The sequence below is a fragment of the Thiomonas sp. X19 genome (genome assembly GCF_900089495.1).
Lineage (GTDB): Bacteria > Pseudomonadota > Gammaproteobacteria > Burkholderiales > Burkholderiaceae_C > Thiomonas_A.
This window is the reverse complement of sequence record NZ_LT605203.1, coordinates 1,301,036-1,325,607: the sequence shown is the minus strand read 5'-3', so window position 1 is coordinate 1,325,607 and position 24,572 is coordinate 1,301,036. Positions and strand designations below refer to the sequence as shown.

The window sequence follows — 24,572 nt, the reverse complement described above, 5'->3', positions numbered from 1 at the left end:
AAGCTCAGACGGCGCGACGCACCATCAAATCCTTGATATTGCCGATGGCGCGGGTGGGGTTGAGCTCCTTGGGGCAGACGTCCACGCAGTTCATGATGGTGTGGCAGCGGAACAGGCGGTAGGGGTCTTCCAGATTGTCTAGGCGCTCGTTCGTGGCTTCATCACGGCTGTCGGCAATGAAGCGGTAGGCCTGCAGCAGCCCGGCAGGGCCGACGAATTTGTCCGGGTTCCACCAGAAGCTGGGGCAGGAGGTGGAGCAGCTGGCGCACAAAATACATTCGTACAGCCCGTCGAGCACTTCGCGCTGCTCGGGGCTTTGCAGCCGTTCTTTTTCGGGCGGCGGCGTGTCGTTGATGAGGTAGGGCTTGATCGAGTGGTACTGGTTGAAGAACTGGGTCATGTCCACGATCAGGTCGCGAATCACCGGCAGTCCCGGCAGGGGTTTCAGCACCACCGGCTCTTTCAAGCTCAGCAGATTGGTGGTGCAGCTCAGGCCGTTCTTGCCGTTGATGTTCATGCCGTCGGAGCCGCACACGCCTTCGCGGCAGGAGCGGCGGAAGGCCACGGTCTCGTCGACGTCGGCCTTGATGCGCATGAGGGCGTCGAGCAGCATCTTGTCGTTGTGCTGCAGCCCGACCTCGTAGTCCTGCATGTAGGGCTTGGCGTCCTTGTCCGGGTCGTAGCGGTAGATGGAAAACCTCATCTTGCGGGTCATGGTGGTCTCCGGGCTGCGCGTCAGAACGTGCGCGCCTTGGGTTTGAAGGTTTCGACGCTCAGGGGTTTCATCTGCACCGCTCGGTAGCTCAGGCGGTTGCCTTCGCTGAACCAGAGGGTGTGCTTGAGCCAGTTCACGTCGTCACGCTCGGGGTGGTCGCGATGCGAATGGGCGCCACGGCTTTCCTGCCGCGCCTCGGCCGAAACGATGGTGGCCCTGGCCGTCTCGATCAGGTTTTCCACCTCCAGCGCCTCGACGCGCGCGGTGTTGAACACCTTGGATTTGTCCTTGAGGTGGATGTGCTGCGCGCGCTGCGCGATCTCGCCGATGGCGCCCACGCCCTCGCGCAACAGCTCGGAGGTGCGGAACACGCCGCAATGCTTTTGCATGCTGGCGCGAATGTCGTTGGCAACGTCCTGGATGGACTCGCCCGAGGTGGATGCGTCCAGCCTCGACAGACGCGCCAGCGACGCATCGGCCGCGTCCGCCGGAAGCGGCTTGTGGCTGCGCTTGAGCAGTTCGCTCGATGCAATGTGATTGCCCGCAGCGCGGCCGAACACGACCAGGTCGAGCAGGGAGTTGGTACCCAGGCGGTTGGCGCCGTGCACACTGACGCAGGAGCATTCGCCAATGGCGTAGAGCCCGCCGACGATGTGCTCACTGCCGTCGGCGCCCACGGTCAGAACCTGGCTGTGAAGATTGGCCGGCACCCCACCCATCTGGTAATGGATGGTGGGCACCACGGGAATGGGTTCCTTGGTGCAGTCCACATTGGCGAACTTGAGCGCGATTTCGGCAATCGACGGCAGGCGCTTGTGTATCGTCTCGGCGCCGAGGTGGTCGAGCTTGAGCAGGACGTAGTCCTTGTGCGGCCCGGCGCCACGTCCTTCCTTGATCTCCTGGTCCATCGAGCGCGAGACGAAGTCGCGCGGCGCCAGGTCTTTGTAGGTCGGGGCGTAGCGCTCCATGAAGCGCTCGCCATTGGCGTTGAGCAAAATGCCGCCTTCGCCGCGCACGCCTTCGGTGATGAGCACGCCGGCCCCGGCCACGCCAGTGGGGTGGAATTGCCAGAACTCCATGTCCTGCAACGGGATGCCGGCGCGCGCTGCCATCCCCAAGCCGTCGCCGGTGTTGATGTAGGCGTTGGTGGATGCGGCGAAGATGCGCCCGGCCCCGCCCGTGGCCAGCACCGTGGCCTTGGCTTCGAGGATGGTGACCTCGCCGGTTTCCATCTCCATCGCCACCACGCCGAGCACGTCGCCATCGGCGTCGCGGATCAGGTCCAGCGCCATCCACTCGACGAAAAAGTGGGTGCGCGCCGCGACGTTCTGCTGGTACAGGGTGTGCAGCAGGGCGTGGCCCGTGCGGTCGGCCGCGGCGCAGGCGCGCTGCACCGGCTTCTCGCCCAGGTTGGCGGTGTGGCCGCCGAAAGGGCGCTGGTAAATGGTGCCGTCGGGATTGCGGTCGAACGGCATGCCCATGTGCTCCAGCTCGTACACGGCGCTGGGCGCTTCGCGGCACATGAACTCGATGGCATCCTGGTCGCCGAGATAGTCCGACCCCTTCACGGTGTCGAACATATGCCAGTACCAGTGGTCTTCACTCATATTGCCGAGCGAGGCACTGATGCCGCCCTGCGCCGCCACGGTGTGCGAGCGCGTGGGGAACACCTTGGACAGCACCGCCACGTCGTGCCCGGCGCGCGCGAGCTGCAGCGCGCAGCGTAGCCCTGAGCCACCCGCGCCAACGATGACCACGTCGAATTTGCGTTTGTTGACCGCCATGCTCAAGTCCTCCACAACACTTGCACGGCCCAGCCGGCACAAGCCACCAGCCAGACGATGGTGAGCACCTGCAGCGACAGGCGTAGCGACACGGACTTGATGTAGTCCATCCAGATATCGCGCACGCCCACCCACACGTGGTAGGTCAAGGCGATCACGGCGACGAAGCTCAGCAGCTTCATCCACTGCGCGGCGTACAGCGCCTGCCAGCGCGCATAGTTCAACGGCCCCGGCCAGACGAAATAACCCAGCAGCACCAGGGTGTAGACCGCCAGCACCACGGCGGTTACGCGCTGCGCCAGCCAGTCGCGAAACCCATAATGCGCGCCCACCACCAGACGGTGTGCGCCATAGTTCGTTGAGCTCATTGGAACCCCCTTGGCGCAAAGCGCCTTCCCCCCAAGGGGGACGAGCCCACTTTCGGACGGCCGTGCAGTGTGCTCATTTCATGCCCCCGCAAACAGATGCGCCGCGAAAGCCGCAGTGGCCAGCAACGAGACGGCGAAGGTGGCCACGGCCAGCTTGCGCCCCTGCTCCTTGCTCACGGTCTGGAACGCGTCCATCACCAAGTGCCGTACACCAGCCGCCAGATGGTGGGCCAAGGCCCAGAACAGGACCAGCAGCAGCAGCTTGACTGGCCACAGCCCCATAACCTGGGCGAGTTGCGCATAGCTTTGCTCGGAGCGCAGGCTGGTGTCGAGCATCCAGAGCGTGAAGGGAAGCAACAAGAACATCACCGCACCGCTGGCACGGTGCAGGATGGACACCAGACCGGCCAGCGGCAGCCTGTAGCTGGCAATCTGGGAGATGTGGATATTGCGGAATTCGGGTCGTTTTCGTGTGTGAACGGTTGGCATGATTGTTTGACCTCTACCTGATGTGATACGAGTCTATTGCACCGCAATAAACTTGGATTTTTGCTCCTGTCTGTCGGCTCAATTCAGCGCGTTGCGGTAGTGATGATGCGCTGTGGAGTACAGCCCACGGCGCAATTCTGCGGGTTGATCGCCATAGCTGAACGCGAGGCGCTCGACCGAGAGCAAGGCTTGCCCCACGGGAACCTTGAGCAGCGCGGCTTCTTGCGGGCCGGCGTTCACGGCGCGAATTTTCTCCTCGGCCCGCACCATGCGCGTGCCGAACTCGGATTCGAACAAGGCGTACAGCGGCCCCTCATAACGCTCCAGACGCTCGGCGGTGAGGCCACGGAAGGGAGCCCCCTGCAAATAGATGTCTTCGTAGACCAGGGGCTCGCCGCCGATATGCAGGATGCGGCGAATTTCCAGCACCATATCCCCAGGCTTGATGGCCAGCAATCGGGCCACATCAGCTGCCGCGCGCATGCGATGGCATTCGAGAAATTGCCGTTGCATGCGCAAGGCTTGGTCGGACTCGCCATCGGGCACCATGCGCAGGAATCGGAACTTGACCTGCTCTTCGTGGTGTGTGGAGACGAAGGTGCCGCGCCCCTGGCGGCGCAGCAGCAGGTTTTCGGCAGCGAGTTCGTCAATCGCCTTGCGCACCGTGCCCTGGCTGACACCGAAGCGCAGGGCCAGCTCAGCCTCGCTCGGGATCAGTTCGCCGGGCTTCCATTCGCCACTTTGAAGGCTGCGGGTCAGCAGCGCCTTGATCTGCTGGTAGAGCGGGCTGAAGACGGGACTGACGCCAGCGGTCCCCGTTGCTGCGGGGAGATTGCCGGTATGGGTCGGGGTGGCCATGCGCTGCATTGCAGCACACGGCCACGGCCTTGTCCACCATGACCTAATAGATGTCTTATATATGACAGATGTTTGTTGACGCCTCCATACCGGGCGCCTAAACTTCTTGATGCACCGCATCATCAGCCTGTCTAATGAAAGCAGCATCAAGCACGGTCAGCGCCAGGCTTGAGTGCATCACGCTCTGCGGCCATCGACCGCAACAGTTCAGTTCCGCCCCTCACCGGAGTCCACCATGTCCAAAACCCCCATGCGCGTCGCCGTCACCGGCGCTGCCGGCCAGATCGGTTACGCCCTGTTGTTTCGCATCGCCTCGGGCGAAATGCTCGGCAAAGATCAACCCGTGATCCTGCAGCTGCTGGAAATTCCCGACGAGAAAGCACAGAAAGCGCTCAAGGGCGTGATGATGGAACTGGAGGACTGCGCCTTCCCGCTGCTCGCCGGCATGACGGCGCATGGCGACCCGAACACCGCGTTCAAGGACATCGATGCCGCCCTGCTGGTGGGCGCCCGTCCGCGCGGCCCGGGCATGGAGCGGCGCGATCTGCTCTCGGCCAATGCGCAGATCTTCACCGCGCAAGGCAAGGCGCTGAACGCCGTGGCCAAGCGCGACGTTCGCGTGCTGGTGGTGGGCAATCCGGCCAACACCAATGCCTACATCGCCATGAAGTCGGCCCCCGATCTGCCGAAGCAGAACTTCACCGCCATGCTGCGCCTGGACCATAACCGCGGCCTGTCGCAAATCGCCGCCAAGCTAGGCAAGCCGGTGGCCTCCATCGAGAAGTTCTGCGTCTGGGGCAACCACTCCCCCACCATGTATGCCGACTACCGCTTCGCCACCATCGACGGCCAATCGGTGAAGGACATGATTGCCGACGACGACTGGAACCGCAATGTGTTCCTGCCCACCGTGGGCAAGCGCGGTGGCGCCATCATCGAGGCGCGCGGCCTGAGTTCGGCGGCGTCGGCGGCGAACGCCGCCATCGACCACATGCACGACTGGTTCCTCGGCACGAATGGACGCTGGGTGACCATGGGCATTGCGTCCGACGGCTCCTACGGCATTCCCGAAGACACCATATTCGGCGTACCGGTAACCTGCACACCCGGCAGCTACACCCGCGTGGCAGGGCTGCCCATCGACGCCTTCTCGCGAACCTGCATCGACAAGACGCTGGGCGAGTTGATGGAAGAAAAAGACGGCGTGAAGCATCTGCTGTAAAGCTTGCATCCAACAGGTCGGGGAGACACCATGCCGAGCCTCAGCAGCAACCACAAGACCACCAGCCCCGGGCAGCGTCTGCGCCAGGCCGTGGGCGAAGAAAGCCCGCTGCAGGTGGTTGGCGCCACCTGCGCCCAGCATGCCTTGCTGGCGCAACGCGCCGGGTTCCGCGCCATCTATCTGTCGGGCGGCGGCGTCGCGGCGGGCTCGCTGGGCATGCCGGACCTGGGCATCAACACCCTGGACGACGTGCTCACCGACGTGCGCCGCATCACCGATGTCTGCGCGTTGCCGCTGCTGGTGGACGTGGACACGGGCTTTGGGCCCAGCGCCTTCAACATAGCCCGCACGGTGCGAAGCCTGATCAAGTTTGGCGCCGCCGGCATGCATATCGAGGACCAGGTCGGCGCCAAGCGTTGCGGCCATCGGCCGGGCAAGGAAATCGTCAGCACCTCGGAAATGGCCGATCGCGTCAAAGCCGCGGTGGACGCGCGCACCGACGACGCCTTCGTCGTCATGGCCCGCACCGATGCGCTGGCGGTGGCAGGACTGGACGCGGCGATCGAGCGCGCCGTGGCCTGTGTCGAAGCCGGCGCCGACATGATCTTCCCCGAAGCCATGACCGAACTCGCCATGTACCGCCGCTTCGCCGACGCGGTGAAGGTGCCGGTGCTGGCCAACATCACCGAGTTCGGCGCCACGCCGCTGTTCACCACCGGCGAGTTGCGCAGCGCCGGCGTCAGCCTGGCGCTCTACCCGCTGTCGGCTTTCCGGGCGATGAACAAGGCGGCCGAAACCGTCTACGGCGCCATCCGCCGCGACGGCACGCAGCGAGCCGTGGTGAGCCAGATGCAGACCCGCGCCGAGTTGTACGACGTCATCGGCTACCACGCTTATGAACACCGGCTGGATGCCTTGTTCCAGCAAAGCAAGGGCTAGGCTGAACGGGCTCGGCGCATGAACCCGGCCGGGCCGGGAGATCAAAGCCACAGCCCACCATCAACTCAGGAGACCAGCATGAGCGAAGTCCAGGCCGCATCCGCCACACCTTCCATGACACCCAAGCCGAAGAAATCGGTGGCCCTGTCCGGCGTCGTCGCCGGCAACACGGCGCTGTGCACCGTGGGGCGCACCGGCAACGACCTGCATTACCGCGGCTACGACATTCTCGACATGGCCGACGTCTGCGAATTCGAGGAGATCGCCCATCTGCTGGTGCATGGCAAGCTGCCCAACAAGGCCGAACTGACCGCTTACAAAACCAAGCTGCGCGCCTTGCGCGGCGTGCCCATGCAGGTGCGCGCGGTGCTGGAAGCGCTGCCTGCCTCCAGCCACCCGATGGACGTGATGCGCACGGGCGTGTCCGCCCTGGGTTGCGTGCTGCCGGAGAAGGACGACCACGGCATTCCCGGCGCGCGCGACATGGCCGACCGGCTGATGGCCAGCCTCGGCTCCATGCTGCTGCTCTGGTACCACTACAGCCACAACGGCCAGCGCATCGACGTGGAAACCGACGACGACTCCATCGCCGGCCATTTCCTGCACCTCTTGCACGGCAAGCCGGCGTCCGACCCCTGGGTGCGGGCGATGCACACCTCGCTCAACCTGTACGCCGAGCATGAGTTCAATGCCTCCACGTTCGCCGCACGGGTCATTGCCGGCACGGGCAGCGACTTTCATTCCTGCATCGCCGGCGCCATCGGCGCGCTGCGCGGCCCCAAGCATGGCGGCGCCAACGAAGCCGCGTTCGACACCCAGAACCGCTACGACAACCCCGACGAGGCCGAGGCCGACATCGTGCGGCGCGTGGCGGCCAAGGAAGTCATCATCGGCTTCGGCCACCCGGTCTACACCATCGCCGACCCGCGCAACGAGGTCATCAAGAACGTTGCCAAACGCCTGAGCGTGGCCGCTGGCGACATGAAGCTGTTCGCCATTGCCGAGCGTCTGGAAGCGGTGATGCGGCGCGAAAAGAACATGTTCCCCAACCTCGACTGGTTCAGCGCCGTGAGCTATTCGCTCATGGGCGTACCCACCGCGATGTTCACGCCGCTATTCGTGATTTCCCGCACCAGTGGCTGGAGCGCACATGTCATCGAGCAGCGGGTGGACAACAAAATCATCCGTCCGAGCGCGAATTACACTGGTCCCGACGACCTGTCATTCGTGCCGCTGGCGCAGCGCCCCTGAGTCTGCCGAACGCGGCTTTTCTGCGATTCGGAGACTTCATCATGCCCCACGCACTGTTCGTATCCCGCCTCACACCCTGGCTAAGCGGCATCTGCCTGGCCGGCGCATCGTGCCTGCTCACGGCCCAGGCCACCGAGCCGGCAAGCGCGATGCTGACGCCGAACGCCACGCCCGGCAAGAAGGCGGCCAAGCCGGTGTCGCGTCATGTGGTCAAAACCACCAAGCTGCACAAAGTCTCACCCAAGGCCGCTGCCGCAGAAGTGGCCGCCGCCGAAGCCAAGCCGCTGCTGGGCAGCAGCAACGCCCCTCCCACGGAGGCGCAGCAAGTCGCGGCCACCGAAGCCGCGCAGCAGGCCGTGAACCCCATCTACCAGATGAAGTGGGGCCGCATGGAATGCGGTTCGCACGAGTTCATGGACATCCAGCAGGAAGGGACGAACGACCAGTCCATCCTCGTCACCTGGAAGGGTCGACACTACCTGCTCGCGCGCAAACCCACCACCACCGGCGCCTACCACTTCGACGACGCCAGGGCCGGCCTGGTGATGATTCAGATTCCCGCCAAGAGCATGCTCTTCGATAAAAAGAACATGACCCGCCTGGCCGACGACTGCAATCCCATCGTCGCCAGCCAGTAACTTCACGTCCATCCACGCCGTTCCATGTCCGCCGCCATCTCCAACATCCGCCCCGCCCCCGATCAGGTCCTCGCCGACATTGCCGACTATGTTCTCGACCTGAGCCGCTTCGACGGCGTGGCCTTCGAAACCGCGCGGCTCTGCCTGATCGACACCCTGGGTTGCGGGCTGGAGGCGCTGGAGTACCCGGCTTGCACCAAGCTGCTCGGGCCGGTGGTGCCGGGCACCGTGGTGCCGCATGGCGCCAAGGTGCCCGGCACGCCTTACCAGCTCGACCCGATTCAGGCGGCGTTCAACATCGGCGCCATGATCCGCTGGCTGGACTTCAACGACACCTGGCTGGCAGCGGAATGGGGCCACCCGTCCGACAACCTCGGCGGCATTCTCGCCGTGGCCGACTGGCTGAGCCGCAACGCCGTGGCGCAGGGCCAGGCGCCGCTCACCATGCGCGACGTGCTCAACGGCATGATCCAGGCGCATGAAATCCAGGGCGTGATCGCGCTGGAAAACAGCTTCAACAAGGTGGGCCTCGACCACGTGGTGCTGGTCAAGGTGGCCACCACCGCCGTGGTGGCGCGCCTGCTGGGCCTCGCGCGCGACGAGATCATCAACGCCGTGTCGCTGGCCTGGGTGGACGGGCAGTCCTTGCGCACTTACCGCCATGCCCCCAACACCGGCAGCCGCAAGAGCTGGGCCGCGGGCGACGCCACCAGCCGCGGCGTGCGCCTGGCCCTCATCGCCAAGACGGGTGAGATGGGTTACCCCTCGGTCCTCAGCGCCAAGACCTGGGGCTTTTACGACGTCAGCTTCCGCGGCCAGCCGTTCAAGTTCCAGCGCCCCTATGGCAGCTATGTGATGGAAAACGTGCTGTTCAAGATCAGCTTCCCCGCCGAATTCCACAGCCAGACCGCGGTGGAAGCGGCGATGACCCTGCACCAGCAACTCAAGGCCGCGGGCAAGCGCGCCGAGGACATTGCGACCATTGCCATCCGCACCCACGAAGCCTGCATTCGCATCATCGACAAGCAAGGCCCGCTGAACAACCCGGCTGACCGCGACCATTGCATTCAGTACATGGTGGCCGTGCCGCTGCTGTTCGGCCGGCTCACCGCGTCCGATTACGAAGACGCCGTCGCCGCCGACCCCCGCATCGACGCCCTGCGCGACAAGATCCGTTGCGTCGAAGACCCGCAATACACCCGCGACTACCACGACCCCGACAAGCGCTCCATCGCCAACGCGCTGACCGTGACGATGAACGACGGCACGGTGCTGCCCGAAGTCGCGGTGGAATACCCCATCGGCCACAAGCGCCGCCGCGCCGACGGCATTCCCCTGCTCGAAGCCAAGTTCCGCACCAATCTGGCGCGCCGTTTCGCCGCGAAACAGCAGGAACGCATCGTGCACGCGTCTCTCGACACGGCCCGTCTCGCGGCCATGCCGGTGCACAGCTATGTGGACTTGTATTGCCCCGGCTGAATTGGCCTCAGTCGCATCTCGCAACTGTTGAGCGCTCATTTGTCCTGACTTGTCCTACCTCGCGCCGTACCGGCGCCGTACTGCACAGACCGCCGCTTCAAACCAAACCCCACCGGAGTTCGCCATGGCCACCGCGACCAAAACCACCAAGACCCCCAGCGCTGCAAAAGTCCCGAAGCATGCCTTCGCCGGCACGCTCAAATCCTTCAAGACCGCCAGCGGCAAGGCGGGCAAGTTCTACTCCATCCCGGCGCTGGGCAAGGAGCTGGGTGTGGACGTGTCGCGCCTGCCGGTGTCGGTCCGCATCGTGCTGGAATCGGTGCTGCGCAATTGCGATTGCAAGCGCGTCGGGCCTGAGCATGTGAAGCAACTCGCCAACTGGAAGCCCAGCGCCCAGCGCATCGATGAAATTCCCTTCGTCGTCGCCCGCGTGGTGCTGCAAGACTTCACCGGCGTGCCGCTGCTGGCCGATCTGGCCGCCATGCGCAGCGTGGCCGCAGCCATGGGCAAGAGCCCCAAGGCGATCGAGCCGCTGGTGCCGGTCGATCTCGTCGTCGACCACTCGGTCATGATCGACCATTACGGCAACAGCAAGTCGCTGGACCTGAACATGAGGCTGGAGTTCCAGCGCAACCGCGAGCGCTACCAGTTCATGAAGTGGGGCATGCAGGCGTTCGACACGTTCGGCGTCGTGCCTCCGGGCTTCGGCATCGTCCACCAGATCAACCTGGAATACCTGGCGCGCGGCGTGCACAAGGGCAAGGGCGATGTCTACTACCCCGACACCCTGGTGGGCACCGACAGCCACACCACCATGATCAACGGCGTGGGCGTGGTCGGCTGGGGCGTGGGCGGCATCGAGGCCGAGGCCGGCATGCTCGGCCAGCCGGTGTACTTCCTCACACCCGACGTGGTGGGCGTGGAGCTGAAGGGCGCTTTGCGCGGCGGCGTCACCGCCACCGACCTGGTGCTCACCGTGACCGAAATGCTGCGCAAGGCCAAGGTGGTGGGCAAATTCGTCGAGTTCTTCGGCGAAGGCACCGAGTCCTTGAGCGTTCCCGACCGCGCCACCATTGCCAATATGGCCCCGGAATACGGCGCCACCATGGGCTTTTTCCCGGTGGACGACAAGACCCTGGCCTACTTCAAGGGCACCGGCCGCAGCAAGAACGAGATCGAGGCCCTGGCCGCCTACTTCAAGGCGCAGAAGCTGTTCGGCGTGCCCAAGGCCGGGCAGATCGACTACTCCACCACGCTCTCGCTCGACCTCGCAAGCGTCGCCCCCTCGCTGGCGGGCCCGAAGCGGCCGCAAGACCGCATCGAACTCGGCGCGGTGAAATCCACCTACGCCAATCTGTTCTCCGCGCCGATGGACCAAGGCGGCTTCAGCCAGCCGGCAGACAAGCTCGGCAAGCGCTATGCGGTGCAAGCCGACGGCGAGCAAGCCCATGCTGATGCTGACGCGCCCTCGATTCAGCCCGGCGCCGCGCGCGGCCTGGTGGAAATGGTGGACAACCGCTCCACCCTGGAAACCGCGCAAGCCAAAGCTCCGTCGCGCGTGCAGGCCTCGCCGGGGTTGACCATCGGCCACGGCGACGTGCTGATCGCCGCCATCACCTCCTGCACCAACACCTCCAACCCCAGCGTGCTGCTGGCGGCGGGCCTGCTGGCGAAGAAGGCGGTGGAAAAGGGCCTGAAGGTGAAGAAACACATCAAGACCTCGCTCGCCCCAGGCTCGCGCGTGGTCACCGAATATCTGGAGCGCGCCGGCCTGCTGCCCTACCTCGAAAAGCTGGGCTTTTATCTCGCTGGCTACGGCTGCACCACCTGCATCGGCAACGCCGGGCCACTTGCCGCCGACATCGAAGCGGCCATCACCGCCAACAACCTGGTGTGCGCCGCGGTGCTGTCGGGCAACCGCAACTTCGAGGCGCGCATCCACCCGAGCATCAAGGCCAACTTCCTCGCCTCGCCGCCGCTGGTGGTGGCCTACGCCATCGCCGGCACGGTGAGCCGCGACCTGATGACCGAGCCCGTGGGCACCGGCAAGGGCGGCAAGCCGGTGTACCTGGGCGACATCTGGCCGACCACGGCCGAGGTCGACAAGCTGCTCAAGGTGGCGCTGGACCCCAAGGCCTACAAGGCCAACTACGCCCTGGTGGACGAGAAACCCGGCAAGCTGTGGAACCAGATCGCCAAGTCCGCCGGGCAGGTCTACAACTGGCCCGACAGCACCTATATCGCCGAGCCGCCGTTCTTCGAAGGCTTCGGCATGACGCCGGCCGCAGCTCCCTCCAGCGTGCAAGGCGCGCGCGCCCTGGCGCTGTTCGGCGACTCCATCACCACCGACCACATCTCCCCGGCCGGCTCGATCAAGGACACCTCGCCCGCCGGCAAATGGCTGCAGGAGCACGGCGTGATCAAGGCCGACTTCAACTCCTACGGCTCGCGCCGCGGCAACCACGAGGTGATGATGCGCGGCACCTTCGCCAATGTGCGCATCAAGAACCTGATGATTCCGCCCGCGGCCGACGGCTCGCGCGAGGAAGGCGGCGTGACCGTCTTCCAGCCCTCCGGCGAAAAAACCTTCATTTACGACGCGGCCATGCGCTACATCCGCGAAGGCACCCCCACCGTGATTCTGGCCGGCGAGGAATACGGCACCGGTTCGAGCCGCGACTGGGCCGCCAAGGGCACGCAGTTGCTGGGGGTCAAAGCCGTGGTGGCGCGCAGCTTCGAGCGCATCCACCGCTCCAACCTCATCGGCATGGGCGTGCTGCCGCTGCAGTTCCTGGGCGACGACTCCTGGCAGAGCCTGGGCATCGACGGCACCGAAACCTTCGACGTGCTGCTGGGCGACAGCATCAAGCCGCAACAGGACGCCACCCTGGTGGTGCACCGCCCCGGCCAGCCCGACCAGCAGGTGAAGGTCAAGCTGCGCATCGACACCCCCATCGAGGTGGACTACTACCACCACGGCGGCATCCTGCCGTATGTGTTGAGGCAGCTGCTGGCGGCTTGATACGAGGAGGCTGCTCCACCTGTTTTTCAGCGCAACAGATGCGAAAAGGCCCGCTACAAAGTGGGCCTTTTCATCTCAAAACCGCCGCATTACGGGAAGGTTGCGCTCCAGGTCCCGGAGATTGCTGGGCTGATCGTGGTGTTGGACCACGCGCCATTGCTCACTGAGCCGCTACCTCTGCTCAGCACGAACGTGCCTTGGTACGTCGCACCAGTGGTTGCCGTTCCTGCAAAAATGCCCTGTGAGAAATCCGTGCTGCTGGGCGTGAGCACGCCACTGAGCGTGAAAGGATTGTTCGTTTTCGTTGAGATGCAATGAGATTGCTGTACAGCCCCGTTCGATGCCACAAGAATCGAGCAAGTCCCCTGATCTTGACCCGTGTAGCTTGCCGACCATGTTCCCTGAAAGTTGGCGATTTGCGTTGCGGTGCTGGGCGATACATTGCAGGGAGTTGTTTGCCCCACATAACACGTGGTACTCGCATTGACGCTTGGTGCAGCCACCACCAAACCGCTCACATTTGCGCACTGTGGATCAGTGGTCAACTGCGTCAAAGCCATGACGTAGTCGCCACTGGAATCATTGGTCACTGCTGCAGCGCAAATTTTTCCGTTTGCTGGGTTCGTCGCAGTGATCTGTGTTCCCTGAGGTACGGGCGTAGAACCATCGCTGACGACGCCACTAAAGCTCGTGCATTGGGAACCCGTGCATGTCGCAGCGCTATTCGGCGAGGTTGATGGATTGCTTCCTCCCCCACTAGCAGTACCAGTACCGCCCCCGCCACCCCCGCATGCAGCCAGCAAACCGGCCGTCACGATGCAAGCCAAAACCAGTCGTTTGTGCATGATTTTCTCGGGTTGTTGTAGTGTCTCTCTAGGAGGCTGTCGGACTTGAACCCGAGCGAATCCGATTGATCAGTGCGACGCGTTTTTTTTGACAGCGGCGCGCTGATCGAACGCTCTCGATGGTTGGCGAGACACTGTGAGGGCACATGGGGCGGCCTGGGGACTCGGTTTTGGCGTGGTCGGGGCGCACTATTGCCCTCACGCGGCTCGCAGGACGTGCATGCGCTTGATGTTCCAAGCCATGGTCACCAAGCTCCATTCGCCTTGTGCCTTGGCCAGCCCGCGCATGCTCATCTGGCGCCAACCCATCACTTGCTTGATGATGCCGAACACCGGCTCCACTGTCTGCTTGCGCAGGCCGTACAGGGCTCGGCCTGCTTGCGTGCCCAGGCGGTGTGCCATCTGCACGAGCGGATCCGTCGTCTGGGGCTCGGGCACATCGGGTGCAAAGCGCCCCATCACCGGCGTGTGATGCGACTCCCGCTTGAGCGCCAGCAGCGGCTCGATACCCGCGTCGTTGCACGCGATCACGTTGGCTTGGCTGAAGAAGCCGTTGTCCGTGATGAGCGTGTGCACCTCGCCCAGCACCGCGGGTAACGCTTGGATCTGCTGCAGCGTAGGCACAACTTCGCGCTTGTCGTTGGATGCCTGGCTCACATGCTGGGTGATCACCATCATCGTCGCGATGTCCACGCCGGCTTGTGCGTTGTAGCTTTGCTCGAAGCCCCCACCCGACACGGGCATGATGCGCGACTCTTCATCCGTGAGGTTGACCTGATCGCTGCTCCGGGGGCCGGCCTCTGGCGGCTCAGGGTCCTTGCCGCGCGGCTTCTTGCCCGCCTCGCGCTGGGCTTGGCGCTTGGCGGTCTTGGCCTCGTACTCCTGCTGCTCGACCTGATGGCGTTCGCTGGCGCGCTGCTCGATCTTGGCCTTGGCCTGCGCGATTGCGCTCAAGCGATCTGCACGCAGGGCGATCTCCGCCGGCACATCCATGCCGTCGGGTACCGTCGCGCGGTCGCTGTTCTCTGCCAGCGCCAGCAGCGTTTGTACTTCCTGGCGCAGCTGCGCCTCGATCTTGTTGGCATGAGCCCACGACAAGGCCTTGTGCTTGCTGGCGTTGGCGTCGATCTTGGTGCCATCCAGCGCGATGTGTCCGAGCTTGAGCAGCTTCATCTCGCGCGCCAGAACCAGCACCTGCACGAACAGTGCCTCCACCTCCTTCAAGAAGCGGCGGCGGAACGTCGCCAGCGTGTCGTGATCGGGGTGGGTATTGGCCGCAACAAAGCGGAACGCCACCGAGTCGTAGGTCGCCCGCTCGATCTTGCGGCTGGAGTGCACGCCGTTGGCGTAGCCGTAGATCAGCAGGCCCAGCAGCACCGCCGGATGGTGCGCCGCCGAGCCCCGGCCTGCGTACTGTCGGGCCAGATCGCCCAGATCAAGCTGCTCGATGACTTCGACCACGAAGCGCGCCAAGTGATCAGTGGGCAGCCATTCGTCCACCGACGGTGGCAACAGATATGCGGTGTCTCGGTCAACAGGGACGAAGCGGCTCATCGGCTCGGGCTCTCGGTTGTGCAGCAGCAATTGTCTCGGATAGCGTCTTCATCCGGAAGACCGCAAAGTCCGACAGTCTCCTAGGCGGCCGTGAATCGCCTGTTCATGGTTGCCAAGCCATGATATGGCGCTTGGCTGTATTGGACGCCAATTCGATGCCCTGCAGTCCCCCTGATTTAGGTGGCGCCATGTTCGCCCATGCATCAATCCGTGACGCCACCGCGCTCCAGCAACCGCAGCAGCGAACTGGTGTCGTCCTGCCCCAGGCCCAGCGCCATCAGTTGCTCCAGTTGCTGCCGCACCACCTGCAGAGCCGGGAGATGGAGGCCTGAGTCTCGCGCGGCGTCGGCGGCCAGGCCGAAGTCCTTGGCGTGGAGCCGGGCCTGGATGCCGACGGCGAAATCGCGCGTGGCCATTTTCGGGCCCATCAAATCCAGCATGCGGCTGCCCGCCATGCCGGCGGAGATGGCGGCGAGCACGCGCTGCAGGTCGGCGCCCTCGGCCTGGGCGAAGCGCATGGCCTCGGCGATGCCTTCGATGTTGATGACCTGCACGATCTGGTTGCACAGCTTGGCCACCTGCCCACTGCCCGCCGGGCCGACATGGGTGATGGTGCGGCCGAGCAGGCGCAGCAGCGGCAAGGCGCGGGCGCAGGTGGGCGCATCGCCGCCGACCATGATCGACAGGCTGGCCTCGATCGCCCCCTTCTCGCCGCCGGACACGGGCGCGTCGAGAAAGCCGATGCCCCGCTCGGCCAGCACCGCACCGATGCGCCGCGCCCCGGCCGGGGCGATGGTGCTGTGGTCGATGCAGACGGCGCCTGGCCGGGCGCCCTGCATGGCACCCCGAGGCCCGATGAGCACCTGCTCCACGTCAGCCGTGGAGGTGACGTTGCTGAAGACGAAGGCCGCGCCTTGCGCCGCCTCGGCGGGGGAATCACACACGACCATGCCGGCCCGCGCGGCGCGCTCGCGCTTGGCCGCATCGCGCGCATACACGCGCAGCGCATGGCCGGCCCGCAGCAAATGCCCGCACATGGCCCAGCCCATGGCGCCCAGACCGATGCAGGCCAGGGTCTGCGGCGGCAGGGGTGGGGCTGAGGCGTCGGTGCCTGATTCGGCTGCGGAGGATGTCATGGCGGGTGAAGGCTGGAATGGCCGTTGATCTTATTGCTCCGCCTCTTGAAGTTTTGAATCCGGTGCCGTGAGGCCTGCACCCTGGTGAAAGTTCCAACTTCATCGGCGCGAACCAATAGAACTTGTCCTGGGGCCATTGCACGGCATGACTGCCTGCCGGCGGCACCCGTTCAGCGCTGTGCCCAGTCCTTCCCCACCCTGTTCGACCTGGTGGACGGGAGCAGCACCGGCGAGGTCGACGGCGTGGACAAGCAGAACTTCTGGAAGGTGGTGGACCAGTGCTACATCTGCGACCTGTGCTACATGACCCAATGCCCCTATGTGCCGCCGCACCCGTGGTCGTGCAAGTGTTCAATGCCGTGAACAAGCCGCCCGCGACGCGAGCCCTGCTGGAAAACGCCTTGGGGGCGGACCACAAGGCCTGGCTGCCGGAGCTGGCGAGCAAGAAATTCCGTTCGGCAGCACCCAAGGCCACGGCCTCGCAGACCACGGGCGGCGAACGCACGCCGGGCAAAGTGGCCATCTTCTCCACCTGCTCCATCAACGCCAACGAGCCCGGCATCGGCCTCGATCTGTTCAAGGGGCTGGAGCACAACGGCATTGCTTACGAGCTGGTGAACAAGGAGCAATGCCGCGGCATGCCCAAGCAGGATCTTGGCGACCTCGACGGCGTGGCCCGCGCCAAGGAAGCCAACATCCCGGTGCTGGCCAAGTACGCCCATGCCGGCTACGCCATCCTCACCGGCGTGCCGTCCTGCACGCTGATGTTCAAACAGGATCTGGGCAAGGTGTCTTACCAGATTCCCTGCCGCAGCCGGATGCAGAACGTGGGGCGCAAGACCGAGGACATGTTCAAGCTCATCGGCCAGAGCGTGGCGTGCAACTCACCACCATCGAGCGTTGCTCCGGCCACGCCGGCACCTACGGCGTGAAAATCGGCAAGCCGGTGTTCAAGTCCATCGCCGCGCCGCAGCCCGACTTCATCGTCATCGTCATCGTCATCGTCATCGGCTGCCAACATCCCCACTACGATGTGCGGCAAGTCATCGCGCCAGCCACGCGCGACGCGCTGCTGAAGGACTTTTCCGCTGCTGATGGCACGCCCGCAACGGTGCCCATCTCTGTCACATAGCTGCCCCCTGAGACCTGCGTCCTTTCCTTATCCCCCCGCTGCCTGTTCCGGCCGTTCCCCACGACCCATGCTCATCGTCCTCTCCCCCGCCAAGACGCTGGACTACACCAGCCCGGTGCCTGAGCTGCCCGTCACCCTGCCGCGTTTCATCCCGCAGTCCGCGGCGCTGATCAAGCTGCTGCGCCGCCAAAGCCCGGCCGAGCTTGCCAGCGTGATGGGCATTTCCGACAAGCTCGCCACGCTCAACGCCGACCGCTATGCGGCATGGTCCAAGACCTTCACCGCCGACAACAGCCGCCCCGCCATCCTCGCCTTCAACGGCGACGTCTACGAAGGCCTGGATGCTGCACACCTCGAGCCCGAAGACCTGCAATGGGCGCAAGACCACATCGCCCTGCTCAGCGGCCTGTACGGCGTGCTGCGCCCGCTCGACTTGATGCAGCCCTACCGTCTGGAGATGGGCGCCAAGCTGCCCAACCCCAAGGGCGCGAACCTCTACGCCTACTGGGGCAGCCGCATCGCCAAGACCCTGCGCGAGCAACTCGAAGGGCAGTCCCACATGGTGCTGATCAACCTGGCATCCGATGAATACTTCGGCGCCGTGGACATCAAGGCCCTCGCCCTGCCCGTCATCCAGCCCGTGTTCCAGGACAGCGAAGCCGGCAAGCACAAGGTCATCAGCTTCTATGCCAAGCGCGCCCGCGGCCTCATGGCCCGCTACGCCATCACCCACCGCATCGCCGACCCCGAGCACCTCAAGGCCTTCGACGCCGAAGGCTATCGCTACGCCCCCGAAGCTTCGAGCCCATCCCGCTGGGTGTTCCGCCGCCCCAAGCCCGCTGCGGCTCGGCTATGATTCCGATGTCGTTGGGGGGGTAGCTCAGCTGGGAGAGCGTCGCGTTCGCAATGCGAAGGTCGGGAGTTCGATCCTCCTCCTCTCCACCACCTACAACATAAGTCGTTGATTTAACTGATGAAAATCGGATTTCCAACGACCAATTGAGCGCGTTGTTGTACTTTTTGTTGTACAATTTGCTTGATTACAGAGGCTCTGCGACGTTGGTCCACCACGTCCCGGAGCCTTTTTCATGGTCTATTTCACGCAGCAGCGCGGCATCTATCTCTTCCAGATGCGCGTGCCGCGCAAGCATCAAGCCCAATTCGGTCAACTCATCCGCGTGCAACTGGGCACCAGCGACCTTGCGGCCGCCAAGGTGCTGAGCATGCACTTGGCCGCCCAATGGCTGGCGCGTTTCTCCGGCCTGGAGTTGCCAGTGACCTCCGCGGCGCATCCACCGAGTGTCGCCGACGCCGCACTGGCCAGCAACGGTTCGGAAAAGCCCGATGTGGGTCCTGCCCTGGAGCCGAGCATGGGCCCCGCGCCCAACGCCCCCAAAGGCCCCGTGCCGCACGCGCAAACCTTTCTCGCCATCTTCGAATATTGGCGAGACTTGAATCCGAGCCGCCCACTGCGCACCATCGTCGAGTTCGAAGCCGGCGCCGAAGCTTTCGACCGCTTCATTCAGCGCCCCATTGCACAGCTCGACCGGCGCCTCGTCGCTGCGTACCGCGACGCGCTGCTCGCCCGCTCGCTGCACCCCAAGACGGTGACCAACAAGCTCAGTCACCTCAGCGCCATGCTCCAAGCCGCAGTTGATGCTGGACTGTACCCGGCCAATCCCATCCGTGGTCTGCGTGTGCCTCAGAGCGAGGGATTGAACATCGGTCGGCGGGCATTCTCCGCTACGGAATTGCAAGCTGTTTTCACCTCGCCCGTGTACTCCGAGAGTCTTCGAACGCGAGGGTGCGGCGGCGAGGCTTGCGTCTGGCTGCCCGCGCTCGGTCTGCTCACAGGATGCCGGCTCGAGGAGTTGTGCCAGCTGCGCCTGCGAGACATTGAAAGCGATGCCCAGGCTGGGCTCTTGCTCCACATCCGCCCCGATGGAGCCGCCGTACGAGTGAAGAACACGAGCTCGATTCGGACCGTTCCGGTGCATCCAGAGCTCCTTCGCATCGGCTTTCAACATTACGTCGACGGCCAACGCCCACTCGGTCGAGAGTGGTTGTTCCCCGATTTGCGCCCCGACCGATTCGGCAAGCGCTCCGGCACTTGGTCGCAATGGTGGGGGCGTTACATGCGCGACCGAGCCGGGTGCAACCTCGAGGACCGCAGCTTGGTGTTCCATGGCTTTCGGCACACTTTCAAGACCATTTGCCGCGCGGCTCGCATCCCCGAGGATGTTCACGATGCCCTTACCGGTCACAGTAGCGGTCAGGTCGGTAGACGATATGGGAGCATGCCGCTCAATGTCTTGGTCACCGCGATGCGGAGCATCGAGCCGCCCATCTCTCTGCCCGTCATCCTGGCAGACTGAAGATGCGCGCTCCCGGTCTGCGGCGCTCACTTTGCCCCAAGGCACGAGCCGACGCGCCGTGCGGTGTGGACGGGCACGGTAAACGGTGTCAAGCGCGGGATAGTCGCGCCCAGCGAGTGCTCGAGCGACCATGTCACTCACGGCTCTGGACGCCACCTGCAAGTCTTCCGCCGCCGGCAGGTCGTAATGCCGTGCATGAACGTCAATGGGTGCATGGCCCATGAACATGCGACGCTCATCCGCATCCACCCCTGCCCTTCGCATGGCCGGCGCAGCTGTGTTGCGCAGGCTTTCCAGAACCAGACGGCGGTCATTGCCCACGACGGCGTCGATACGTCGGTTCAAGCGCATGCTCAGCGCACCACCATATATGCCGTAGCGGTTCGACGCCAGATGTCTGAACAACAGACCCTGGCCCGCCGCTCTCTTGAGCGCGGTAAGCCGCTCATGCAGGCCGTGCACGGCCGAGACTTGGACCGGCACCTTGCGAATTGAGTCAGCGCACTTGAGCTGGTCGGCCTTCACGGCCTTGGCCTTGCGCTCGGAAGTCTTGCGCACGATGTCCGGCTCAACAAAGTCAATCAGCCAGTGCACCCCGTTCCAAGCAAGTTGCGGACCACGAAGCGAGCAAATTTCTTCCAGACGCGCGCCCGCCAAGGCCTGCAGGGCCACGATGACGCGGTCATCAGGTGGAAGGGATGAGTCAGCGAAGATGGCCTGCAGGAGGGCGCCCAGTTGCTCGGACGAGAATGCGATGCGCGGCGCACTGTGTTGGCTCACCCTGGCCTTGGGGGGACGTACGTCGACGAGTGACTTGCGTGTGGCGCGTGGCAACTCGCAGTGTCCCAGCAAGGTGCTGCAAATACTCAACTTGCCATGCACCGTTTTGAGACCGTTGCCGCGTGCGGCCAGGTGGTCTGCATAAAGTTGGACGTGCTCCGGAGTGAGTGCCTCCACACTCTGGCCATCAAGAATGGCCTCCAAGTCTTGCGCGATGCCGCGGAATTTTTCATAGGTTTTCAGATTGCGCTGGCCGCCCTTGATGCGGGCCCAGTGCTCCAGGCATTGCATGGGCGAATGCCCGGTAAGCACCTGCAGGAGCAGTCCATCATCCCCGCGGGGCATCGACTCCTCCACGGTCGCCTCGCCGCTGAGAACCGCCATCCAGGCGTCGACAGCCTTGCCACGCGCGCTGTTGATGCCGTCCGCCACGCTGCGCCATTCCCGGTCCGATTGCGTTACCAGCGTGAAACCATGCCGAGCCTCCATGCTCTGCAGAATTTCCAAGGCATCAGTATCCATGCCGCGACGGGTCTGCTCGCGGATGCTCTTGCGCACGGCCAGCAGCGCGCCCGTCAGGACTTCCAGGTCATCTTCAGCAAGCGCGCGCATCTCGGCATCGGCCGCATGCAGCTCCTGAAGAGCATCGCGCACAATTGTGTGCCCCATCCGGCGAGCCACGTCACCATCAAAATGGATGACAGTGCGCCGAGGGACGGGACTGCAGTCGGGTGCCAACTTCACCGGCGCGCCGGTGCCCGAGTTGCTTTGCGGGGCGATGAAGCCCATGAGGCGCTTGTGCAGCGTCTGCGATGCTGCGTGTTCCAGGATATTCAACGTGCTCTACCTGAGCCCCGGGACCAGCCCCGGGGCTTGCTGACCTATGTGCGCTGGTCAAACGTCTAGAGCGAGGGGTTATGCAGTTCCTCATTTATGAGGAAATTGATGCTATTAACGTCTCCACGATGCCTATAATCGGTGCCCTCCATTCGTCTCAGCGAGTGCTCGCGCATGGCAAGCCCCGACCGCAATTCGTCTCAACATATGGCCGACACTTCCCAGGTCTGGGAACGGGAAGCCCGGCGCATTCTGAAGGCGCTCATGGCGCGCCAGGAATGCAGCGCCAAGCAACTCTCCCGGCTCCTCCAGGCCGAGGGCCTTGAGATAGAACCAAAGGCGTTGTCCAACCGCATCAATCGGGGAACTTTTCCTTTTGCGTTTTTCCTGCAGGCTGCCAAGGCTTTGGGGGTGGACAGCGTTGACGTCCGACGCGTCGGTCCGCGCAGGTCGAGCCTCGGCGCGAAGTAAAAAGAACGGCCCCACATCGGGGCCGCTCGTGAATCAAACAGCTACCGCACTGCGGGGCGCGCATCGCCCGCTCCCCGCGTACATCACCGCACTCAATGCAGTGCGGCACCTGCCGGCATAGGCATTCCCGTACCTGACCTGACGTCAACATCGCCGCCCACCGGAGCTGCCGGCGGCGTGATGGCGAAAACCCAGCGCTCGTCAACCGCGAAGCCGGGAATGGCGCTCTGCACGTCGGCATCGAGTCGCCGGAGAAGGTCCAAGAGTTGCGTGACAAATTTGTCACGGTCGCCATCGAAGGCGACTGCATCGAGACGCCTGCGTATCGTCTGCCACTCCTGCCCATCGGGGTGAAGGACCGGCGGACCCGAGGTCACGACGATGACCTGCTCTTTGTCCGCAATTGAGACGACGATGTTCATACGATGCAGTGACTCGACAGCCTCAAAAAGCCAGTTTTTGGCGAGGGGCCCGAGCATCGGCACGATGCACACGACTTGCGTCGACGCCGCCTGTAGCGTGACGACCGCGCACAACAGGCCGTCTTCACTCCCGCTGATGGCAAGGCTCTGACCGGTCGGCACGAGCTTGCTCTCAAAGAGCCTTGCGACGCGGTCAGGCAGTTCACACAGCAGCGCGTGACCGTCGTAGTGCGGGCGCTGTTTGAGGGTCGCCAGCTCTGCGGCGAACTGGACCGGGTCGAGCAACAGCCCTAAGCCGATAGAATTTCTCTTCGTAGGCATTTTTTCTCCTGGGTTGGATGGCCTGCTCTCGTGTAGCGACCGGCACCCAGATGAAAAAAGCGGGCCCGCAGGCCCGCCGAAGGAGGAAAGAAATCACCGAAAGGCGGAACGTTCTGTGCGACGCATCAGCTCATTCCCGGCAGCGCTCGCGCCTCGTTCTCATCGTGCTGAACCGCGGCGCGCTGGAGCCAACGCAGGATGTCCGGCAAGCGCGGCAACTCGGCCAGTTCCATCGCCCGATTCTTGCCATAGACCATCACCAAGTAATGCCTGTACTCGTCGGTCAGGTCCGCGACGGAGTCCGGCACGAGCGCGCGCAGTTTCGGGTCCGTCAGCATCCGCGCAAATTCCCGTTCAATCGTCTCGGCAGCCGGCTCGTTGCGTGTGGCAAAGTCCCCGACCCGGACGTCGCCCGCGAGTAGCCGTGCGGTAATCGGAGGAATGGCCAGGTAGCGCGCGGCCTTCGTCATGAAGGCGCGGTCCCTGACCAGCCTGGAGGCATGACCGCGTTCGCAGCGTTCAAGCTCCTCCAGGCTGATGCCGAGGACGTGGGCCAAATGGTTGGCGTCATGCCGGCGCCGAGCCGCATCGTCGAGCACCCAGCCGATGAGCGGGCCGCCTGGGTGCTGGTAAAGCCGCAACACGCGTTCGGCCGGGGTTTCCGGGGCGACGTATGCGGACGCGTCGAGCGGTGGATGGTGTGCTGCCTTGTGTTCCATGGTCATGTCCTGTGTGCACGCAAATCCGTGCACTTCCTATAGCGACCGCGGTTCAGCGGCGGTGCCGGGATGTCCGATGTGCATCACGCGGGTGCCACGGCAAGGGGACGGGCCCCCGTGGCTGGTGACGAAGCGCCTCCGCTTCTTGAACGGCGGTGACTACACCTGAAAGGCCAACCCGCTGGCCGACCGGAATCAACCGGCTCGGCCATGACTTTCAGGAGTTATCTGTGAAATCAAAGAATCCCCAGAACCCCACTCCCACCCTCACTGACGCCGGTCAATCATTCGATGCCCACGCAGCGGAGCCAGCGCCGCCCCAAACCCTGGAACCTTGGAGCGGTGAGGTCAGCGAACAGTTTGCCGTCCGACCCGGCGGACTGCTGACTGCAGCGCTGGTGCAGTGCGCCGCGGAGCGTGGCCAGTCCTTTACGGAGATGTGCTGCGAGCTCGGGTACAGCTACCCGTACCTCAATCTGCTCATGAATGGCGTGCGGCCGGTCAGCCAAATCTCGGACGACTTCGCCCGGGCGTGCGCAGCCTATCTGCGCGTGCCTCGCATGAGTATTTTGATGATGGCTGGCCGCATCACGCCAGCGGATTTGATGGAACCGGGTGTGTACGCGCCGCAGACCATCGGGCCTGCCTTTCAGGTCGTGCTGTCGGACCCCGCTTGGGGCCCGCTCGTGACCGAGGAGCTCCGCGAGGCATCAATGCCCTCCAAGTACGCGCTGGTCAAGATGTACGAGAAGGTCGTGGCCAAAAAACTTCTGCCAGAGATGGACATCGCTGCCTTGCAAGTCGAAGTCGAAGCCATGCAGACGCATATCCGCGCAATCCAGGCGGCATTGGCGGAGAAGAAGCGCATGAAACTGTCATCAACTCATTGACCTCATTCACGCCCCCGTACTGCGGGGGCTTTTTGCATCCAACCCGCGATGGCGGAGCAGGTCGGTAGGCTGTGCAGAGAGATGATGCGTGGCGAACGTCGTTACCACCGGATGTGAGACAAGCTGTGCAGAGACCGCGCATGGCGCAGCCAGGTTTTGCGGAGGTCGCGTGCCAGCACGCCGAGGGCCAGCGCGAGGGCCAGGATGGCAAGCCAATTCAACATGTAGCAATGTCCTGGTGATGGTTGTCGGAACGGGTGGGGCTCTCGATTTGTCAGAGCATAGTCAAACCAATCATCCAGCGTGAACAGCCGCTGCCCCCATG

Annotated in this window: 19 protein-coding genes, 1 tRNA gene and 2 pseudogenes; 12 read left to right on the top strand and 10 right to left on the bottom strand. The window is 64.1% G+C overall.

Features of this window, described 5'->3' with window-relative positions; all coding sequences use genetic code 11:
* Nucleotides 1-4 precede the first annotated feature (4 nt).
* From THIX_RS06220 to THIX_RS06200, 5 genes are all read right to left on the bottom strand, one after another.
* Complete coding sequence (locus THIX_RS06220; protein ID WP_112485526.1) at nt 5-715, bottom strand: succinate dehydrogenase iron-sulfur subunit; 711 nt, start codon at nt 713-715, stop codon at nt 5-7.
* Nucleotides 716-735: 20 nt separating this feature from the next.
* On the bottom strand, nt 736-2,499 hold the full coding sequence (gene sdhA, locus THIX_RS06215; RefSeq protein WP_112485525.1) for a succinate dehydrogenase flavoprotein subunit: 1,764 nt from the start codon (nt 2,497-2,499) through the stop codon (nt 736-738).
* A 2-nt stretch (nt 2,500-2,501) separates the two neighbouring features.
* Nucleotides 2,502-2,867, bottom strand: a complete 366-nt coding sequence (gene sdhD, locus THIX_RS06210) for a succinate dehydrogenase, hydrophobic membrane anchor protein (RefSeq protein ID WP_112485524.1) — start codon at nt 2,865-2,867, stop codon at nt 2,502-2,504.
* A gap of 78 nt (nt 2,868-2,945) precedes the next feature.
* The gene (gene sdhC / locus THIX_RS06205) at nt 2,946-3,356 is read right to left on the bottom strand and encodes a succinate dehydrogenase, cytochrome b556 subunit (protein WP_112485523.1); all 411 of its coding nucleotides are present in this window, start codon (nt 3,354-3,356) and stop codon (nt 2,946-2,948) included.
* A 78-nt stretch (nt 3,357-3,434) separates the two neighbouring features.
* Nucleotides 3,435-4,214 carry a GntR family transcriptional regulator gene (locus THIX_RS06200; RefSeq protein ID WP_199195242.1) on the bottom strand — a complete coding sequence of 260 codons (780 nt, stop codon included), beginning with the start codon at nt 4,212-4,214 and terminating at the stop codon, nt 3,435-3,437.
* A gap of 235 nt (nt 4,215-4,449) precedes the next feature.
* Here THIX_RS06200 and THIX_RS06195 point away from each other — a divergent pair, with 235 nt between their 5' ends.
* From THIX_RS06195 to THIX_RS06170, 6 genes are all read left to right on the top strand, one after another.
* Complete coding sequence (locus THIX_RS06195) at nt 4,450-5,436, top strand: malate dehydrogenase (RefSeq protein WP_112485521.1); 987 nt, start codon at nt 4,450-4,452, stop codon at nt 5,434-5,436.
* A 30-nt stretch (nt 5,437-5,466) separates the two neighbouring features.
* Nucleotides 5,467-6,375, top strand: coding sequence for a methylisocitrate lyase (gene prpB / locus THIX_RS06190; RefSeq protein WP_112485520.1), 909 nt, complete (start codon nt 5,467-5,469; stop codon nt 6,373-6,375).
* 78 nt (nt 6,376-6,453) lie between these two features.
* Nucleotides 6,454-7,626, top strand: a complete 1,173-nt coding sequence (gene prpC, locus THIX_RS06185) for a 2-methylcitrate synthase (RefSeq protein ID WP_112485519.1) — start codon at nt 6,454-6,456, stop codon at nt 7,624-7,626.
* 41 nt (nt 7,627-7,667) lie between these two features.
* Complete coding sequence (locus THIX_RS06180; protein ID WP_112485518.1) at nt 7,668-8,264, top strand: hypothetical protein; 597 nt, start codon at nt 7,668-7,670, stop codon at nt 8,262-8,264.
* A gap of 24 nt (nt 8,265-8,288) precedes the next feature.
* Nucleotides 8,289-9,743 (top strand): bifunctional 2-methylcitrate dehydratase/aconitate hydratase, encoded by a 1,455-nt coding sequence (locus THIX_RS06175; protein WP_112485517.1) that lies wholly within the window; start codon nt 8,289-8,291, stop codon nt 9,741-9,743.
* A gap of 124 nt (nt 9,744-9,867) precedes the next feature.
* Nucleotides 9,868-12,765 (top strand): aconitate hydratase, encoded by a 2,898-nt coding sequence (locus THIX_RS06170; RefSeq protein ID WP_112485516.1) that lies wholly within the window; start codon nt 9,868-9,870, stop codon nt 12,763-12,765.
* Nucleotides 12,766-13,808: 1,043 nt separating this feature from the next.
* Here THIX_RS06170 and THIX_RS06160 read toward each other — a convergent pair.
* On the bottom strand, nt 13,809-15,164 hold the full coding sequence (locus tag THIX_RS06160; RefSeq protein ID WP_112484377.1) for an IS1182-like element ISThsp16 family transposase: 1,356 nt from the start codon (nt 15,162-15,164) through the stop codon (nt 13,809-13,811).
* A 203-nt stretch (nt 15,165-15,367) separates the two neighbouring features.
* The gene (locus THIX_RS06155) at nt 15,368-16,300 is read right to left on the bottom strand and encodes an NAD(P)-dependent oxidoreductase (RefSeq protein WP_112485514.1); all 933 of its coding nucleotides are present in this window, start codon (nt 16,298-16,300) and stop codon (nt 15,368-15,370) included.
* A 171-nt stretch (nt 16,301-16,471) separates the two neighbouring features.
* Between THIX_RS06155 and THIX_RS06150 the strand changes: the two are divergent.
* The 4 genes and pseudogenes from THIX_RS06150 to THIX_RS24775 all read left to right on the top strand — a co-directional run.
* A pseudogene (locus tag THIX_RS06150) lies at nt 16,472-17,285 on the top strand (heterodisulfide reductase-related iron-sulfur binding cluster); the annotation flags it as partial.
* Between the two features lie 214 nt (nt 17,286-17,499).
* Nucleotides 17,500-18,288 (top strand): peroxide stress protein YaaA, encoded by a 789-nt coding sequence (yaaA, locus tag THIX_RS06140; protein ID WP_112485511.1) that lies wholly within the window; start codon nt 17,500-17,502, stop codon nt 18,286-18,288.
* Nucleotides 18,289-18,301: 13 nt separating this feature from the next.
* Nucleotides 18,302-18,377: transfer RNA gene (locus THIX_RS06135), tRNA-Ala, on the top strand.
* Nucleotides 18,378-18,520: 143 nt separating this feature from the next.
* The gene (locus THIX_RS24775) at nt 18,521-19,807 is read left to right on the top strand and encodes a site-specific integrase (RefSeq protein ID WP_112485510.1); all 1,287 of its coding nucleotides are present in this window, start codon (nt 18,521-18,523) and stop codon (nt 19,805-19,807) included.
* A 195-nt stretch (nt 19,808-20,002) separates the two neighbouring features.
* Here the strand turns inward: THIX_RS24775 and THIX_RS24770 are convergent.
* Nucleotides 20,003-20,878 (bottom strand): annotated as a pseudogene (locus THIX_RS24770) (tyrosine-type recombinase/integrase); the annotation flags it as partial.
* A 753-nt stretch (nt 20,879-21,631) separates the two neighbouring features.
* On the opposite strand from THIX_RS24770, the gene THIX_RS06120 reads away from it, so the two are divergent.
* Nucleotides 21,632-21,895: a DUF6471 domain-containing protein gene (locus tag THIX_RS06120; protein WP_112485509.1), complete on the top strand. Its 264-nt coding sequence runs from the start codon at nt 21,632-21,634 to the stop codon at nt 21,893-21,895.
* 92 nt (nt 21,896-21,987) lie between these two features.
* Here the strand turns inward: THIX_RS06120 and THIX_RS06115 are convergent, their stop codons facing one another.
* Both THIX_RS06115 and THIX_RS06110 read right to left on the bottom strand, forming a co-directional pair.
* Entirely contained in the window at nt 21,988-22,602 is a 615-nt protein-coding gene (locus THIX_RS06115; RefSeq protein ID WP_233224425.1) for a urocanate hydratase, read from the bottom strand.
* Nucleotides 22,603-22,763: 161 nt separating this feature from the next.
* Entirely contained in the window at nt 22,764-23,357 is a 594-nt protein-coding gene (locus tag THIX_RS06110) for a hypothetical protein (protein WP_112488204.1), read from the bottom strand.
* A 230-nt stretch (nt 23,358-23,587) separates the two neighbouring features.
* On the opposite strand from THIX_RS06110, the gene THIX_RS06105 reads away from it, so the two are divergent.
* The gene (locus THIX_RS06105; RefSeq protein WP_199195241.1) at nt 23,588-24,247 is read left to right on the top strand and encodes a DNA-binding protein; all 660 of its coding nucleotides are present in this window, start codon (nt 23,588-23,590) and stop codon (nt 24,245-24,247) included.
* The last annotated feature ends 325 nt before the right edge of the window (nt 24,248-24,572 follow it).

What these genes read in the sequence shown, in the direction of transcription:
- THIX_RS06220 (WP_112485526.1), bottom strand. Translation starts at nt 715, where the DNA reads ATGACCCGCAAGATGAGGTTTTCCATCTACCGCTACGACCCGGACAAG.
- sdhA (WP_112485525.1), bottom strand. Translation starts at nt 2,499, where the DNA reads ATGGCGGTCAACAAACGCAAATTCGACGTGGTCATCGTTGGCGCGGGT.
- sdhD (WP_112485524.1), bottom strand. Translation starts at nt 2,867, where the DNA reads ATGAGCTCAACGAACTATGGCGCACACCGTCTGGTGGTGGGCGCGCAT.
- sdhC (WP_112485523.1), bottom strand. Translation starts at nt 3,356, where the DNA reads ATGCCAACCGTTCACACACGAAAACGACCCGAATTCCGCAATATCCAC.
- THIX_RS06200 (WP_199195242.1), bottom strand. Translation starts at nt 4,214, where the DNA reads ATGGCCACCCCGACCCATACCGGCAATCTCCCCGCAGCAACGGGGACC.
- THIX_RS06195 (WP_112485521.1), top strand. Translation starts at nt 4,450, where the DNA reads ATGTCCAAAACCCCCATGCGCGTCGCCGTCACCGGCGCTGCCGGCCAG.
- prpB (WP_112485520.1), top strand. Translation starts at nt 5,467, where the DNA reads ATGCCGAGCCTCAGCAGCAACCACAAGACCACCAGCCCCGGGCAGCGT.
- prpC (WP_112485519.1), top strand. Translation starts at nt 6,454, where the DNA reads ATGAGCGAAGTCCAGGCCGCATCCGCCACACCTTCCATGACACCCAAG.
- THIX_RS06180 (WP_112485518.1), top strand. Translation starts at nt 7,668, where the DNA reads ATGCCCCACGCACTGTTCGTATCCCGCCTCACACCCTGGCTAAGCGGC.
- THIX_RS06175 (WP_112485517.1), top strand. Translation starts at nt 8,289, where the DNA reads ATGTCCGCCGCCATCTCCAACATCCGCCCCGCCCCCGATCAGGTCCTC.
- THIX_RS06170 (WP_112485516.1), top strand. Translation starts at nt 9,868, where the DNA reads ATGGCCACCGCGACCAAAACCACCAAGACCCCCAGCGCTGCAAAAGTC.
- THIX_RS06160 (WP_112484377.1), bottom strand. Translation starts at nt 15,164, where the DNA reads ATGAGCCGCTTCGTCCCTGTTGACCGAGACACCGCATATCTGTTGCCA.
- THIX_RS06155 (WP_112485514.1), bottom strand. Translation starts at nt 16,300, where the DNA reads ATGACATCCTCCGCAGCCGAATCAGGCACCGACGCCTCAGCCCCACCC.
- yaaA (WP_112485511.1), top strand. Translation starts at nt 17,500, where the DNA reads ATGCTCATCGTCCTCTCCCCCGCCAAGACGCTGGACTACACCAGCCCG.
- THIX_RS24775 (WP_112485510.1), top strand. Translation starts at nt 18,521, where the DNA reads ATGGTCTATTTCACGCAGCAGCGCGGCATCTATCTCTTCCAGATGCGC.
- THIX_RS06120 (WP_112485509.1), top strand. Translation starts at nt 21,632, where the DNA reads ATGGCCGACACTTCCCAGGTCTGGGAACGGGAAGCCCGGCGCATTCTG.
- THIX_RS06110 (WP_112488204.1), bottom strand. Translation starts at nt 23,357, where the DNA reads ATGGAACACAAGGCAGCACACCATCCACCGCTCGACGCGTCCGCATAC.